Origin of the sequence: Citrobacter sedlakii (assembly GCF_018128425.1) — a bacterium.
Lineage (GTDB): Bacteria > Pseudomonadota > Gammaproteobacteria > Enterobacterales > Enterobacteriaceae > Citrobacter_A > Citrobacter_A sedlakii.
In genome coordinates this window covers 234261-248494 of record NZ_CP071070.1, presented here as the reverse complement: position 1 = coordinate 248494, position 14234 = coordinate 234261, and the positions used below count along the sequence as shown (strand labels likewise).

Annotated in this window: 12 protein-coding genes; 8 read left to right on the top strand and 4 right to left on the bottom strand. The window is 55.0% G+C overall.

The features are described 5' to 3' along the window. Positions 1-71 precede the first annotated feature (71 nt). Positions 72-1571: an inorganic phosphate transporter PitA gene (pitA, locus tag JY391_RS01150; RefSeq protein ID WP_042286680.1), complete on the top strand. Its 1500-nt coding sequence runs from the start codon at positions 72-74 to the stop codon at positions 1569-1571. Between the two features lie 146 nt (positions 1572-1717). Here pitA and uspB read toward each other — a convergent pair whose 3' ends face one another. After that, a complete protein-coding gene (gene uspB / locus JY391_RS01145; RefSeq protein ID WP_042286682.1) occupies positions 1718-2053 on the bottom strand; it encodes a universal stress protein UspB in 336 nt (111 codons plus the stop codon). Positions 2054-2451: 398 nt separating this feature from the next. Here uspB and uspA point away from each other — a divergent pair, with 398 nt between their 5' ends. The 4 genes from uspA (at position 2452) to nadS (ending at position 5375) form a co-directional block, all read left to right on the top strand. Further along, positions 2452-2886 carry a universal stress protein UspA gene (uspA, locus tag JY391_RS01140; protein ID WP_000323571.1) on the top strand — a complete coding sequence of 145 codons (435 nt, stop codon included), beginning with the start codon at positions 2452-2454 and terminating at the stop codon, positions 2884-2886. Between the two features lie 234 nt (positions 2887-3120). Next, complete coding sequence (dtpB, locus tag JY391_RS01135; RefSeq protein WP_211935112.1) at positions 3121-4593, top strand: dipeptide/tripeptide permease DtpB; 1473 nt, start codon at positions 3121-3123, stop codon at positions 4591-4593. A 156-nt stretch (positions 4594-4749) separates the two neighbouring features. Continuing rightward, positions 4750-5091: a type II toxin-antitoxin system RelE/ParE family toxin gene (locus tag JY391_RS01130; RefSeq protein WP_211935111.1), complete on the top strand. Its 342-nt coding sequence runs from the start codon at positions 4750-4752 to the stop codon at positions 5089-5091. Continuing rightward, on the top strand, positions 5088-5375 hold the full coding sequence (gene nadS, locus JY391_RS01125) for a NadS family protein (RefSeq protein ID WP_211935110.1): 288 nt from the start codon (positions 5088-5090) through the stop codon (positions 5373-5375). The genes JY391_RS01130 and nadS overlap by 4 nt, the downstream gene beginning before the upstream one ends. A 48-nt stretch (positions 5376-5423) precedes the next feature. On the opposite strand, the gene rsmJ is transcribed toward nadS, so the two are convergent. Further along, a complete protein-coding gene (rsmJ, locus tag JY391_RS01120; protein ID WP_211935109.1) occupies positions 5424-6173 on the bottom strand; it encodes a 16S rRNA (guanine(1516)-N(2))-methyltransferase RsmJ in 750 nt (249 codons plus the stop codon). A gap of 7 nt (positions 6174-6180) precedes the next feature. Next, positions 6181-8223: an oligopeptidase A gene (gene prlC / locus JY391_RS01115; protein ID WP_042286700.1), complete on the bottom strand. Its 2043-nt coding sequence runs from the start codon at positions 8221-8223 to the stop codon at positions 6181-6183. 214 nt (positions 8224-8437) lie between these two features. On the opposite strand from prlC, the gene JY391_RS01110 reads away from it, so the two are divergent. Together JY391_RS01110 and gorA are read left to right on the top strand one after the other, a co-directional pair. Further along, on the top strand, positions 8438-9280 hold the full coding sequence (locus tag JY391_RS01110; RefSeq protein ID WP_042286702.1) for a 23S rRNA (adenine(2030)-N(6))-methyltransferase RlmJ: 843 nt from the start codon (positions 8438-8440) through the stop codon (positions 9278-9280). 71 nt (positions 9281-9351) lie between these two features. Next, on the top strand, positions 9352-10704 hold the full coding sequence (gorA, locus tag JY391_RS01105) for a glutathione-disulfide reductase (protein WP_042286705.1): 1353 nt from the start codon (positions 9352-9354) through the stop codon (positions 10702-10704). Positions 10705-10753: 49 nt separating this feature from the next. On the opposite strand, the gene JY391_RS01100 is transcribed toward gorA, so the two are convergent. Then, on the bottom strand, positions 10754-12148 hold the full coding sequence (locus JY391_RS01100; protein WP_205612589.1) for a cytochrome-c peroxidase: 1395 nt from the start codon (positions 12146-12148) through the stop codon (positions 10754-10756). Between the two features lie 421 nt (positions 12149-12569). Between JY391_RS01100 and JY391_RS01095 the strand changes: the two genes are divergently transcribed. Then, on the top strand, positions 12570-14219 hold the full coding sequence (locus JY391_RS01095; RefSeq protein ID WP_042286711.1) for an alpha,alpha-trehalase: 1650 nt from the start codon (positions 12570-12572) through the stop codon (positions 14217-14219). Positions 14220-14234: the final 15 nt, after the last annotated feature.

The window sequence follows — 14234 nt, the reverse complement described above, 5'->3', positions numbered from 1 at the left end:
TCACTTTGCCCGCGCCGCCAAAGTCACTGATAATGCGCCGCGTTCATGTCCTCAAGATGGCGTAACGTCCTATGCTACATTTGTTTGCTGGCCTGGATTTACATACCGGGCTTTTATTGTTACTTGCTCTGGCTTTTGTGCTGTTCTACGAAGCGATCAATGGCTTCCATGATACAGCCAACGCAGTCGCAACCGTTATCTACACCCGCGCGATGCGTTCGCAGCTGGCGGTGGTGATGGCTGCGCTGTTCAACTTCTTAGGTGTGCTGCTGGGCGGACTCAGCGTAGCCTATGCCATCGTGCATATGCTGCCAACGGACCTGCTACTCAACATGGGCTCCACGCATGGACTTGCGATGGTCTTCTCCATGCTGCTTGCGGCGATCATCTGGAACCTCGGTACCTGGTACTTTGGCTTGCCCGCATCCAGTTCCCACACGCTGATTGGCGCGATTATCGGTATCGGTTTAACCAATGCCCTGATGACCGGCACGTCAGTTGTCGACGCGCTCAACATCCCGAAAGTTATCGGCATTTTTGCTTCGCTTATCGTCTCGCCGATCGTCGGTCTGGTGGTCGCGGGCGGCCTGATTTTCATTCTGCGTCGTTACTGGAGCGGTACCAAAAAGCGCGCCCGTATCCACTTGACGCCAGCGGAACGTGAAAAGAAAGACGGTAAGAAAAAGCCGCCGTTCTGGACCCGTATCGCCCTGATTCTTTCCGCTATCGGCGTGGCGTTCTCTCACGGCGCGAACGATGGTCAGAAAGGCATTGGTCTGGTGATGCTGGTTCTGATTGGCGTCGCTCCGGCGGGTTTCGTGGTGAATATGAACGCCTCAGGTTATGAAATTACCCGTACCCGCGATGCGATCAATAACGTCGAAACTTACTTCCAGCAGCACCCTGACCTGCTGAAAAAAGTGACAGGCGTCGACCAGTTGATTCCTTCCCCGGAACCGGTCGCCACCCAGCCAACGGAATTCCACTGCCACCCGGCAAACACCATCAACGCGCTTGAGCGTGCGAAGGCCATGCTGGCGAACAACGTGGAAAGCTATGACAAACTGAGCGTTGAGCAACGTAGCCAGCTGCGTCGCATCATGCTGTGCATCTCCGACACCACTGATAAGGTGACGAAGCTGCCAGGCGTGAGCACAGACGACCAGCGTCTGCTGAAAAAACTGAAAACCGATATGCTGAGCACCATTGAGTATGCGCCTGTCTGGATCATCATGGCGGTCGCGCTGGCGCTGGGTATTGGTACCATGATCGGCTGGCGCCGTGTGGCGACCACTATCGGTGAAAAGATTGGCAAGAAAGGCATGACCTATGCACAGGGGATGTCCGCGCAGATGACGGCGGCTGTCTCTATCGGTCTGGCCAGCTATACCGGTATGCCGGTTTCCACCACCCACGTACTCTCCTCCTCTGTGGCGGGGACGATGGTGGTTGACGGCGGCGGTTTGCAGCGTAAAACGGTAACCAGCATTCTGATGGCGTGGGTCTTCACGCTGCCAGCCGCGATCCTGCTTTCCGGTACGCTGTACTGGATCTCGCTGAAGCTGATTTAAACATCACTGTGCCGGAGGGCGGCAACGCCTTATCCGGCCTACAGATAAACGAAGCACTCTGGCCCGGTAAGCGAAGCGCTTTCAGGTAAGGGGATGCGAAGTAAACCGTATCGGGCGGGTCAGGAAACTGGCCCGCTTTTTTTTGCTCAGTGCCAAATCATCAACGCGATAAGGCTGATGACCACCAGGCCGCACAGCGCGCTGGTCAGAATAAACTGACCGCGCACCCGCTCACAGCGGCGAATGAATTCATCATCATGGTGATCGCGGTAACGCTGGGCGTAGATATACCACACCAGCCGCACCTGCTTGTTGGGCTGGCCGTGCGAGGTAAAAAAGCCGCCCCCATCCACATACTGGTAAAGCAAAGGATCGCAACCACGAAGTACCACTAACAGTGCGCGTAACGATGAGAAATAGCGCGCCATATTAACAATGCATACGACACATAACGCCCAGAACAATGCGACGGTGCTTATCATACGACCTCCCCGGCGACCCGCCCACGGAGATCCTCTCCGGGACTACCGCTCCCCAAACTTGCCAGACAGTTCAATGAAAGAGTACGACGAAACCGCCCACGATGGTGCATAAAATCCGAGCGGCTTTATTAATAGTGTAGGAGATCAGTTAATTTTTTTGCCAGAAGGTTAATCACTATCAATGCAATTAACGCAAAAATTTGTTTAACTAACTGGTAAGCAAGGCGGATTGACGGATTATCCTGGTCGCTATACTGTAAGGATCGTCTCAACAATTCATCGCGGCTGAGCTGGCCCCGCGTAGACAAAATCGCATAGTTCGCAGGACGCGGGTGACGCGACGGCACAAGAAACGCCAGCTGGCTGGTCATCGACAACTTTATGGAAGGAGTAATACTATGGCTTACAAACACATTCTCATCGCAGTTGATCTTTCTCCGGAAAGTAAAGTGCTGGTAGAAAAAGCGGTCTCTATGGCGCGCCCGTACAACGCAAAAGTTTCCCTGATCCACGTAGATGTAAACTACTCTGACCTTTATACCGGCCTGATTGACGTTAATCTGGGCGATATGCAAAAGCGCATTTCTGAAGAAACTCACCATGCGCTGACCGAGCTTTCCACCAACGCAGGCTACCCTATCACTGAAACCCTGAGCGGTAGCGGCGACCTGGGCCAGGTGCTGGTCGACGCGATTAAGAAATACGACATGGACCTGGTGGTATGTGGTCATCATCAGGACTTCTGGAGCAAGCTGATGTCTTCAGCGCGCCAGTTGATCAACACCGTTCACGTTGACATGCTGATCGTTCCTCTGCGCGACGAAGAAGAGTAAGTTTTCCCTGCCAGATCCCACGCCCGCTTTTGCGGGCGTTTTTATTTCTCCCTCAGGACATCATTCCAGCCCACAAAACATAATTAGTGTGATCGGCTAATTAGATTGAAATCTATCTGTATAATAATCTACTCATTCGGTTAATGACCGCAGTCTATAACAGAGTCATACATTTTCGGCGCGTTTTGTTTTACGCGTCATACTTTTTGGGATGGCATCGAAAGGCGAAAAAATATGAACACATCTGCACCGACGGGTTTGCTACAACAACCCCGCCCCTTCTTCATGATCTTTTTTGTCGAATTATGGGAACGATTCGGCTATTACGGCGTTCAGGGCATCCTGGCCGTTTTCTTCGTCAAACAGCTTGGCTTCTCGCAGGAACAGGCCTTTATCACCTTTGGCGCCTTCGCTGCGCTGGTCTACGGCCTGATCTCCATTGGCGGTTACGTGGGCGATCACCTGCTTGGCACTAAGCGAACGCTGGTGCTGGGGGCGATTGTACTGGCAATCGGCTACTTCATGACCGGGATGTCGTTACTGAAGCCCGACCTGATATTTATCGCACTCGGAACCATCGCTGTCGGCAACGGCTTATTTAAAGCCAACCCGGCGAGCCTGCTTTCGAAATGTTATCCCCCGAAAGATCCGCGTCTGGATGGCGCTTTCACCCTGTTTTACATGTCGATCAACATCGGTTCGCTGCTGTCGCTTTCCCTGGCGCCCGTGATTGCGGAAAAGTTTGGCTATGCCGTCACCTATAACCTGTGCGGCGCGGGGCTGATTGTCGCGCTGCTGGTCTATTTCGCCTGCCGGGGGATGGTAAAGAATATTGGCTCCGAGCCGGACCATCGGCCGCTCAGTATGCGGAATCTGCTGTCTGTGCTGATTGGCACAGTGGCGATGATTTTCCTCTGCGCCTGGTTGATGCATAACGTACAGGTCGCCAACCTGGTGCTGATCGTTCTGTCCATCGCGGTGACAATTATCTTTTTCCGCCAGGCGTTTAAGCTGGATAAAACCGGGCGCAACAAAATGTTCGTGGCGTTCATCCTGATGCTTGAAGCGGTGCTGTTTTACATTCTTTACGCACAGATGCCAACCTCGCTGAACTTTTTCGCCATTAATAACGTCCACCATGAGATCCTCGGCCTCACCATTAACCCGGTGAGTTTCCAGGCGCTGAACCCGTTCTGGGTAGTCGTCGCCAGCCCGGTACTGGCGGCGATCTACACCCGTCTGGGCAGCAAAGGCAAAGACCTGACGATGCCAATGAAATTTACCCTCGGGATGTTTTTATGCTCGCTGGGCTTTTTAACCGCCGCCGCCGCAGGCATGTGGTTTGCCGACGCGCAGGGGCTGACGTCGCCGTGGTTTATCGTACTGGTGTATTTGTTCCAGAGTCTGGGCGAACTGCTGATCAGCGCGTTGGGGCTGGCGATGGTCGCGGCGCTGGTGCCGCAGCACCTGATGGGCTTTATTCTGGGGATGTGGTTCCTGACGCAGGCCGCGGCGTTTCTGCTGGGCGGCTACGTGGCCACCTTTACCGCCGTGCCGGAAAATATCACCGACCCGCTACTGACGCTGCCCATTTATACCGGGGTATTCAGTAAAATCGGACTGGTGACGCTGGGCGTAACGGTGGTGATGGCGCTGATGGTGCCGTGGCTGAACCGGATGATCAATACGCCGGACAGCGAGAAGTAACCGTACTGCTTGTGCCGGAGGGCAGTCTCGCCTTATCCGACCTGAAGGCGCTTCATCGTTTTGCCGCCAAAAGCGGATGGTGCGTTTTTGCCTTTATACTCTTACATTGTAAGAGTATAATTCAAACAAAACAGGTCATCATGGACGAACCTGACCATGAATTATATTGAGTTTATCGAAACGTCCGTATTTTCCCGGCAAAGGGAAGCGCTGCTGTCTGAAGATGACTACCGGGCGTTCCAGGAAATGTTGATCATCAACCCCCTTGAAGGGGATTTAATCCAGGGAACAGGCGGTTGCCGGAAAGTACGTTTTTCGCCAAGTAACAGCAATAAGGGTAAAAGCGGCAGCATCCGTACTATTTACTATTTTCACAACAGTGAAGGTCGTATCTGGCTTTTTATGGCTTATCCTAAGAGCAGGAAAGACAGTCTGAGCGGTGAAGAAAAAAATGCGCTCAAGGCGATCATTCATCAATTAAAAGAGGGCTCATTATGAGTGATTTCTTTAAAGAGCTGATGGAGTCCGCTACCGAAGCCGTGGAAATCAGTCAGGGTAAAAAATCCGCAGCCCAGGTAACACGCTATGAACTCCCTGACGTCAAAGCCATACGTAAGCAAGCGAACATGAAGCAGGATGAATTTGCACAGGCGATTGGCGTCTCCTCATCGCTGGTGCAGGCATGGGAACAGAACAGGCGTATACCCACCGGGACCTGCCTAAAAGTACTTCGCGTAATTGAACGTAACCCGGAAATGGTTAGCCTTTTCAAGACGGCATAACATGTTTTCCGTAGGCACAATAAGCGTCGCGCCATCGGGCCATTACGACTACGGCGTCCCGGGATAAATATCAAACCGATGCCCTTTGGTCACCACCGCGTTGGGCGTGGCGACATTCGCCAGAGGCGGCGCATAATCCGGGCGCTTGACCACCACACGTTTCGTGGCGAGCTGGCGCGCCGGTTCCAGCAGACCGTCGGCGTCTAAATCCGGCCCCACCAGCGACTGAAACACCCGCATCTCTTTTTTCACCAGCGCGCTTTTCTGCTTATGAGGAAACATCGGGTCGAGATAGACCACTTGCGGACGTGGCGTGATGTCCGTCAGCGCCGACAGGCTGGAGGCGTGGATCAACTGTAAGCGTTCCTGTAACCAGCCGCCAATCTCCGGATCGGCATAGGCGCGTGTCAGGCCATCGTCGAGTAAGGCCGCCACCACCGGGTTACGCTCCAGCATCCGCACGCGGCAGCCCACCGAGGCCAGCACAAACGCATCGCGTCCTAACCCCGCCGTGGCGTCAACAACGTCGGGCAGATAGTCGCCTTTAATGCCGACCGCTTTCGCTACCGCTTCGCCGCGACCGCCGCCAAACTTACGCCGATGCGCCATCGCCCCGCCAACAAAATCAACGAAGATACCGCCCAGTTTGGGTTCGTCGCGCTTACGTAGTTCCAGATGCGCGGCAGTCATCACCAGCGCCATCAGGTTGTCTTCATCGTGCTCCAGTCCCCAGCGGGACGCCAGAACAGATAAGGCGCCGTCTCCGGCGCCTGTTTCATTAACTAAGCAGATTTTCACGTCGGGATTAGCCTTTTATCCCGTAATGTTCCAGCATTGCGTCCAGCTGCGGCTCGCGGCCACGGAAGCGTTTGAACAGCTCCATCGGCTCTTCAGAACCGCCACGGGTCAGGATGTTATCAAGGAACGACTGTCCGGTTTCGCGGTTGAAAATCCCCTCTTCTTCAAAGCGGGAGTAGGCATCTGCCGCCAGCACGTCGGCCCACAGGTAGCTGTAATACCCCGCCGCATACCCGCCGGCGAAGATGTGGCTAAACGCGTGCGGGAAGCGGCCCCAGTGCGGTGATGGCACCACGGCCACCTGCTTTTTGATCTCTGCCAGCGTTTCAAGGATCTTTGCCCCCTGCTGCGGGTCAAATTCCGCATGCAGGCGGAAGTCGAACAGGCCGAACTCCAGCTGGCGCAGGATGAACAGCGCCGCCTGATAATTCTTCGCCGCCAGCATTTTATCCAGCAGTGCTTTCGGCAGCGGCTCGCCGGTCTCAAAGTGACCGGAGATGAACGCCAGCGCGTCCGGCTCCCAGCACCAGTTTTCCATAAACTGGCTTGGCAGCTCGACCGCATCCCACGGTACGCCGCTAATCCCCGAAACTCCGGCAGTTTCAATACGGGTCAGCATGTGATGCAGGCCGTGACCGAACTCATGGAACAGGGTAATCACTTCATCGTGGGTAAACAGCGCAGGTTTGCCGTTCACCGGACGGTTGAAGTTACAGGTCAGATAGGCGACCGGTTTTTGCAGGGAACCATCCGCTTTACGCATCTGGCCGACACAGTCGTCCATCCACGCCCCGCCGCGTTTGTTTTCGCGGGCGTACAGGTCGAGGTAGAAGCTGCCGCGCAGCACGTTTTTCTCATCATACAGCTCGAAGAAACGCACGTCCGGATGCCAGGTGTCCACGTCGTTGCGCTCTTTAGCGGTGATGCCGTAAATGCGTTTCACCACTTCAAACAGGCCATTAACGGCTTTGTTTTCCGGGAAGTAAGGACGCAGTTGCTCGTCGCTGATGCTGTACAGATGCTGTTTCTGCTTCTCGCTGTAGTACGCGATGTCCCACGGCTGCAGTTCATCAACGCCAAACTCCGCTTTGGCAAAGGCGCGCAGTTGCGCCAGCTCTTTTTCGCCCTGTGGACGGGCGCGTTTCGCCAGATCCGTCAGGAAGTCGAGCACCTGCTGTGGGTTTTCTGCCATTTTAGTGGCGAGGGATTTATCCGCGTAGCTGTCAAAGCCAAGCAGTTGCGCCAGTTCGTGACGCAGGGCGAGGATTTCCGCCATCACCGGGCTGTTGTCCCACTTTCCGGCGTTTGGCCCCTGATCAGAAGCGCGGGTGCTGTAGGCGCGGTACATCTCTTCACGCAGCGTCTGGTTGTCGCAGTAGGTCATCACCGGCAAATAGCTCGGAATATCCAGCGTCAGCAGGTAACCGTCCTGTTCTTTCGCTTCGGCCTGGGCTTTCGCCGCCGCCAGCGCGCTTTCCGGCATACCCGCCAGCTCCGCTTCATCGGTAATTAGCTTCGTCCAGCCCATGGTGGCGTCGAGGACATTGTTGCTGTACTGGTTGCCCAGTTCGGACAGACGGGTGGCGATTTCACCGTAGCGTTGTTGTTTATCTTTCGGCAAGCCGATGCCGGACAGCTCGAAATCACGCAGGGCGTTATCTACCGCTTTTTTCTGCGCGGTGTTCAGAGTGGCGTAATGATCGCCGTCGCGCAGGTCGCGGTACGCTTTGTACAGTCCTTCATGTTGCCCTACCCAGGTGCTGTATTCAGACAGCAGCGGCAGCGTTTGCTCGTAGGCTTCGCGCAGTTCCGGGCTGTTTTTCACCGAGTTCAGGTGGCTGACCGGCGAAAAAATGCGACCCAGCACATCATCAACTTCGGCAAGCGGCTGACACAGATTTTCCCAGGTGTACGGCGCGCCCTGCGCGACCACACGTTCCACATTTTCACGGCAGTCGTTCAGCGCTTTGGTGACGGCGGGAACAACATGCTCAGGCTGAATCTGGGAAAACGGCGGTAGCTCGAAGGGCGTCAGTAAAGGATTAGTCATAAACGCTGTCCTGTTTGAAAGAAGTGTATGAAGCGCGCATCCGGCGCTGTGCAATATCCCTGTACAATGGGGATAAGTGTAGAGGATTTCAATACCGGGCGTTGCGCTTTCGCGGCAGGGGGAACTTTTCTGTATACTGTGGCGATACGCTCTATTTTTGCCCGATGGCGCGCAGCTTTTGGGTCTACGTTTATTATCTGGAATACTTTCATCCATGCTCAGTTATCGCCATAGCTACCACGCAGGCAACCACGCCGATGTCCTTAAACACACCGTTCAGAGCCTGATCATTGAATCGCTGAAAGAGAAGGAAAAACCGTTTCTTTATCTGGACACCCATGCCGGGGCAGGTCGCTATCAGCTGAGCAGTGAACATGCCGAGCGCACCGGGGAATACCTGGAAGGCATCGCCCGCATCTGGCAGCAGGACGACCTGCCCGCCGAGCTGGAGCCGTACATTAACGTAGTGAGCCACTTCAACCGCAGCGGTCAGTTGCGTTATTACCCGGGCTCGCCGTTGATCGCCCGTCAGCTGCTGCGCGAGCAGGACAGCCTACAGTTGACCGAGCTGCACCCGAGCGATTTTCCGCTGCTGCGCGGCGAATTTCAGAAAGACAGCCGCGCCCGTGTGGCGCGCGCCGACGGCTATCAACAGTTGAAGTCTAAGCTGCCTCCGGCTTCCCGCCGCGGCCTGATTCTTATTGATCCGCCTTATGAAATTAAAAGTGACTACCAGGCCGTGGTCAGCGGCATCAGCGAAGGCTATAAACGGTTCGCCACCGGCACTTACGCTCTGTGGTATCCGGTGGTGCTCCGCCAGCAAGTCAAACGCATGATCCACGACCTGGAAGCCACTGGCATCCGAAGGATCCTGCAAATTGAACTGGCCGTGCGCCCGGACAGCGACCAGCGCGGCATGACCGCCTCCGGAATGATTGTGATCAACCCGCCGTGGAAGCTGGAAGCGCAAATGAACAACGTGCTGCCATGGCTGCACAGCAAACTGGTTCCCGCCGGAACCGGACATACATCGGTGAACTGGATCGTGCCGGAGTAATCGCAGCCATTGGTGGAACCAATTGATTTCAGGTATACAATCGCGGCAATCTGAACGGAAGGATAAGACCTATGAGCAAACATTATGACTACATCGCTATCGGCGGTGGCAGCGGCGGTATCGCCTCGATTAACCGTGCAGCGATGTACGGCCAGAAGTGTGCGCTGATTGAAGCCAAAGAGCTGGGCGGCACCTGCGTCAACGTCGGCTGCGTGCCGAAAAAAGTGATGTGGCATGCTGCGCAGATTCGCGAAGCGATCCATCTGTACGGCCCGGACTACGGTTTTGATACCACTATCAATAATTTCAATTGGGACACGCTGATTGCCAGCCGTACCGCCTATATTGACCGTATTCACACCTCGTACGATAACGTGCTGGGTAAAAATAATGTTGATGTGATCAAGGGTTTTGCCCGCTTTGTCGATGCAAAAACCATCGAAGTTAACGGCGAAACCCTGACCGCCGACCATATTCTGATCGCCACGGGCGGCCGCCCAAGTCATCCGGATATTCCGGGCGTGGAATACGGCATCGACTCTGACGGTTTCTTTGAACTTCCCGCGCTGCCGGAACGCGTGGCGGTAGTTGGCGCAGGCTATATCGCCGTCGAGCTGGCGGGCGTGATCAATGGTCTGGGAGCGCAAACGCACCTGTTTGTTCGTAAACACGCGCCGTTGCGCAGCTTTGACCCGATGATCACCGAGACGCTGGTCGAGGTGATGAACGCTGAAGGCCCGACGCTGCACACCCAGGCCATTCCGAAAGCGGTGGTAAAAAACGCCGACGGCAGCCTGACGCTGGAACTGCAAGACGGTCGCCGCGAAACGGTTGACTGTCTGATCTGGGCGATTGGCCGCGAACCGGCGACAGATGATTTTAATCTGGCGGCAACGGGCGTGAAAACGAATGAAAAAGGCTACATCATCGTTGATAAATACCAGAACACGAACGTGGAAGGGATTTACGCGGTAGGCGACAACACCGGCGCGGTCGAACTGACGCCAGTCGCGGTGGCGGCGGGTCGTCGTCTTTCTGAACGCCTGTTTAACAACAAGCCGGACGAGCATCTGGACTACAGCAACATCCCAACCGTGGTCTTCAGTCATCCACCGATTGGCACCGTTGGCTTAACCGAGCCGCAGGCGCGCGAGCAGTACGGCGATGACCAGGTGAAAGTCTACAAATCATCGTTTACCGCCATGTATACCGCCGTTACCTCTCACCGCCAGCCGTGCCGCATGAAGCTGGTATGCGTCGGTCAGGAAGAGAAGATTGTCGGTATTCACGGTATTGGCTTCGGCATGGATGAAATGCTGCAGGGCTTCGCGGTTGCGCTGAAAATGGGCGCCACCAAGAAAGACTTCGACAACACCGTAGCGATCCACCCAACCGCCGCGGAAGAATTTGTGACGATGCGTTAAATATGATCAAGGCCGGATAGCGGTTTCACGTTACCCGGCCTGATTTTTATCACTTGCCCTGCATATACGGCGTATACACCCCGGTCTGGCTTTCGAGGAAGGCGACGATATCATCGATATCTTCCTGCGGGATCTCTTTTCCGACCTGGTAACGCAGCATCAGCTTCACCGCGCCGTCCAGGGTCGGCACATCGCCCCGGTGGAAATAGGGCGCGGTTAACGCAACGTTACGCAGACCCGGCACCTTCTGGCGCAGTTTATCGCGCAACTCATTGGTAACGTTCATACGCCCAATATCCGCTGCGGTCATTTCACCAAAGTTAAAGTCCCGCTTTAAACCCAACGGCTCAAACGACCGACCGCCGAGAATCACGCCGCCATGACAGGTCGCGCACTTGTTATCCTTGAACAGCTGATAACCGTGCTTCTGCTGTGCCGTCAGCGCGTTTTCGTCGCCGCGTAGCCACTTATCAAACGCGGAGTCTGGGGTGATCAGCGTTTTCTCGAATTCGGCAATCGCGTCGGTGATTGTCTCTCCGCTGAACCCCTGCGGGTAAACCGCCTGGAACTGCTGCTTCAGCACAGGATCCTTGTCGAGCTTACTGATGATCTCATCCCAGGATTTCGAGGCCATCTCGATTGGGTTCAGCGGCGGTCCACCGGCCTGCGCCTGTAACGTTGGCGCGCGTCCGTCCCAGAACTGCTCAACGTTAAAGACGGAGTTAAACACCGTCGGCGCATTGATTGGCCCTACCGCGCCGCCCACGCCGATCGACGTTTTACGACCATCCACTCCGCCCGCGTTCAGCGCATGGCAATGGGCGCAGGAAATCGTGCTGTCGCCGGATAAACGCGGATCGTGATACAGCGTGAAACCCAGCGCCACTTTTTGCGCATCGGTCGGTAAGACTTTTGGAATCGGCTGCACCGGCTCATTGCGATGCTGCGCGGCGGTGTCATGGCTGGCGTAATACTGCTCACGCTGCTTCGCGATCCAGTCCAGAATCGTCTTCCGTTCCTCATCGCTCACCTTCCCCGCCCAGTGCAGCGCGGTATAGCGCGTCGGTGGCATGGTTTCGTATTGCATCACCCACTCGATTTTATTCAGATCGCTCTGGGAAACAGGCTCGTTGGCCACCAGCGCGGCGCGAACGGCCTCCAGATTGAAAGATTTATAGCCAAGCTGAATATCGTAATTCATCAGTTGCCTGGCGATGGGGAAAGAAGAATAAAAAGGAAGTTCAGCGGAGGGGGTATGGCAATAATCGCATCCCTTCTCTCTTAAAAACCCCAACACCTGGTTATTTTCCTTCAGCGCAGAGGCCTGAACGGATGCGGTCTGGCTACGCTGCTTTTCGTGGTACCAGACGTAAGCGGATAAGCCGAAATAACATAGAACGATGCCAGCGATGGCTATCGCGGTAAGACGGGTAATGATTTTCATTATTTTACCCTCACGGTAGTGAGTTAGTGGGTCCCAGAAAGATAAAATGACGTGTCTTGTAAAGACCCAGTCATAATAAAAAAGACGCTGAAGCGGGGATTGATAAGTATCAAGCAATAACATGGGCGGTAACTATCGTTGAGATAGCTTATCCCTATTATTTAACGGGTTTTTTATTTTTTGCTATTTATACTTCGTTGCAATCGAATGTTCCGAAAATAGCGACGGTCGACACAACATCATTTTTCAGAATAGCGCTGTCTTTCAAACAGATAATTTATTTATATGATAAAAGAGGAAATATCGAAACGTGATCGACCGCACACTTTGCACCGCACAGACCGAAGCGAATGTCTACGCTTAAAAAACAGCCGGGCAACACCCGTATCATTTACGACGCAATCCGGAGGTCCTTCTCATTATGATCAACCAGAACCTACAACACGTCCCGTCAGAGGAACTCACGATTGATGTCGATCTGATGTACGAAACGGATCCGTGCGAGTTAAAGCTGGATGAGATGATCGAGGCAGAACCGGAACCTGAGATGATTGAGGGGCTCCCCGCCTCTGACGCCCTGACGCCAGCCGATCGTTATCTTGAACTGTTTGAGCATGTGCAGTCCGTAAAGCTGTTTCCCGACAGCAAAACGTTCCCGGACTGCGCGCCGAAAATGGATCCGCTCGATATTCTGATCCGCTACCGTAAAGTCAGACGTCATCGGGATTTCGATTTGCGACAGTTTGTCGAAAACCACTTCTGGTTGCCGGAAGTGTACGACAGCCAATATGTCTCAGACCCTGAAAATACGCTTAAAGAACACATTGACCGTCTGTGGCCGGTGCTTACCCGCGAACCGCAGGATCATATCCCGTGGTCCTCGCTGCTGGCGCTGCCGCAGTCTTATATCGTCCCAGGCGGCCGATTTAGTGAAACCTACTACTGGGATTCCTACTTCACCATGCTGGGCCTGGCGGAAAGCGGCCGGGAAGATCTGCTGAAATGCATGGCGGATAATTTTGCGTGGATGATCGAGAAATACGGTCACATTCCTAACGGTAACCGCACCTATTATCTGAGCCGCTCGCAGCCGCCGGTCTTCGCCCTGATGGTCGAATTGTTCGAAGAGGATGGCGTACGCGGCGCGCGACGTTATCTCGATCATTTGAAAATGGAGTACGCCTTCTGGATGGACGGGGCGGAGTCGCTGGTGCTTAACCAGGCCTATCGTCACGTGGTTCGCATGCCGGACGGCTCGCTGCTCAACCGTTACTGGGACGATCGTGACACGCCGCGCGACGAGTCGTGGCTGGAAGATGTGGAAACCGCCAAGCACTCCGGGCGTCCGCCAAATGAGGTCTATCGCGACCTGCGTGCGGGCGCGGCCTCCGGCTGGGACTACTCTTCCCGCTGGCTGCGCGACGCCACGCGTCTGGCGAGCATTCGCACAACGCAGTTTATCCCGATCGATCTCAACGCCTTCCTGTTTAAGCTGGAAAGCGCTATCGCCAATATTTCGGCGCTGAAAGGAGAACGCGAGGTGGAAGCGGAATTTCGCCAGAAGGCCAGCGACCGACGGGCGGCAGTAAACCGCTATCTGTGGGATGAAGAAAACGGCTGCTATCGCGACTATGACTGGCGACGCGGAGAGATGGCGCTGTTCTCCGCCGCCAGCATCGTGCCGCTGTATGTCGGCATGGCGACGCACGAACAGGCCGATCGCCTCGGCGACGCGGTACGTAACCGCCTGCTGACGCCTGGCGGGATCCTCGCCACCGAGTATGAAACCGGCGAGCAGTGGGATAAACCCAACGGTTGGGCGCCGCTCCAGTGGATGGCGATTCAGGGCTTCAAAATGTACGGCGACGACGCGCTTGGCGATGAGATAGCGCATAGCTGGTTGCAAACGGTGAATCTTTTTTATCAACAGCACCACAAGCTGATCGAGAAGTATCACATCGCTGGCGGCACCCCGCGTGAAGGGGGCGGTGGTGAATATCCGTTGCAGGACGGCTTCGGCTGGACGAACGGCGTGGTGCGTCGGCTGATTGGCTTGTACGGCGAACCTTAAAGCGAGTGCCGGATG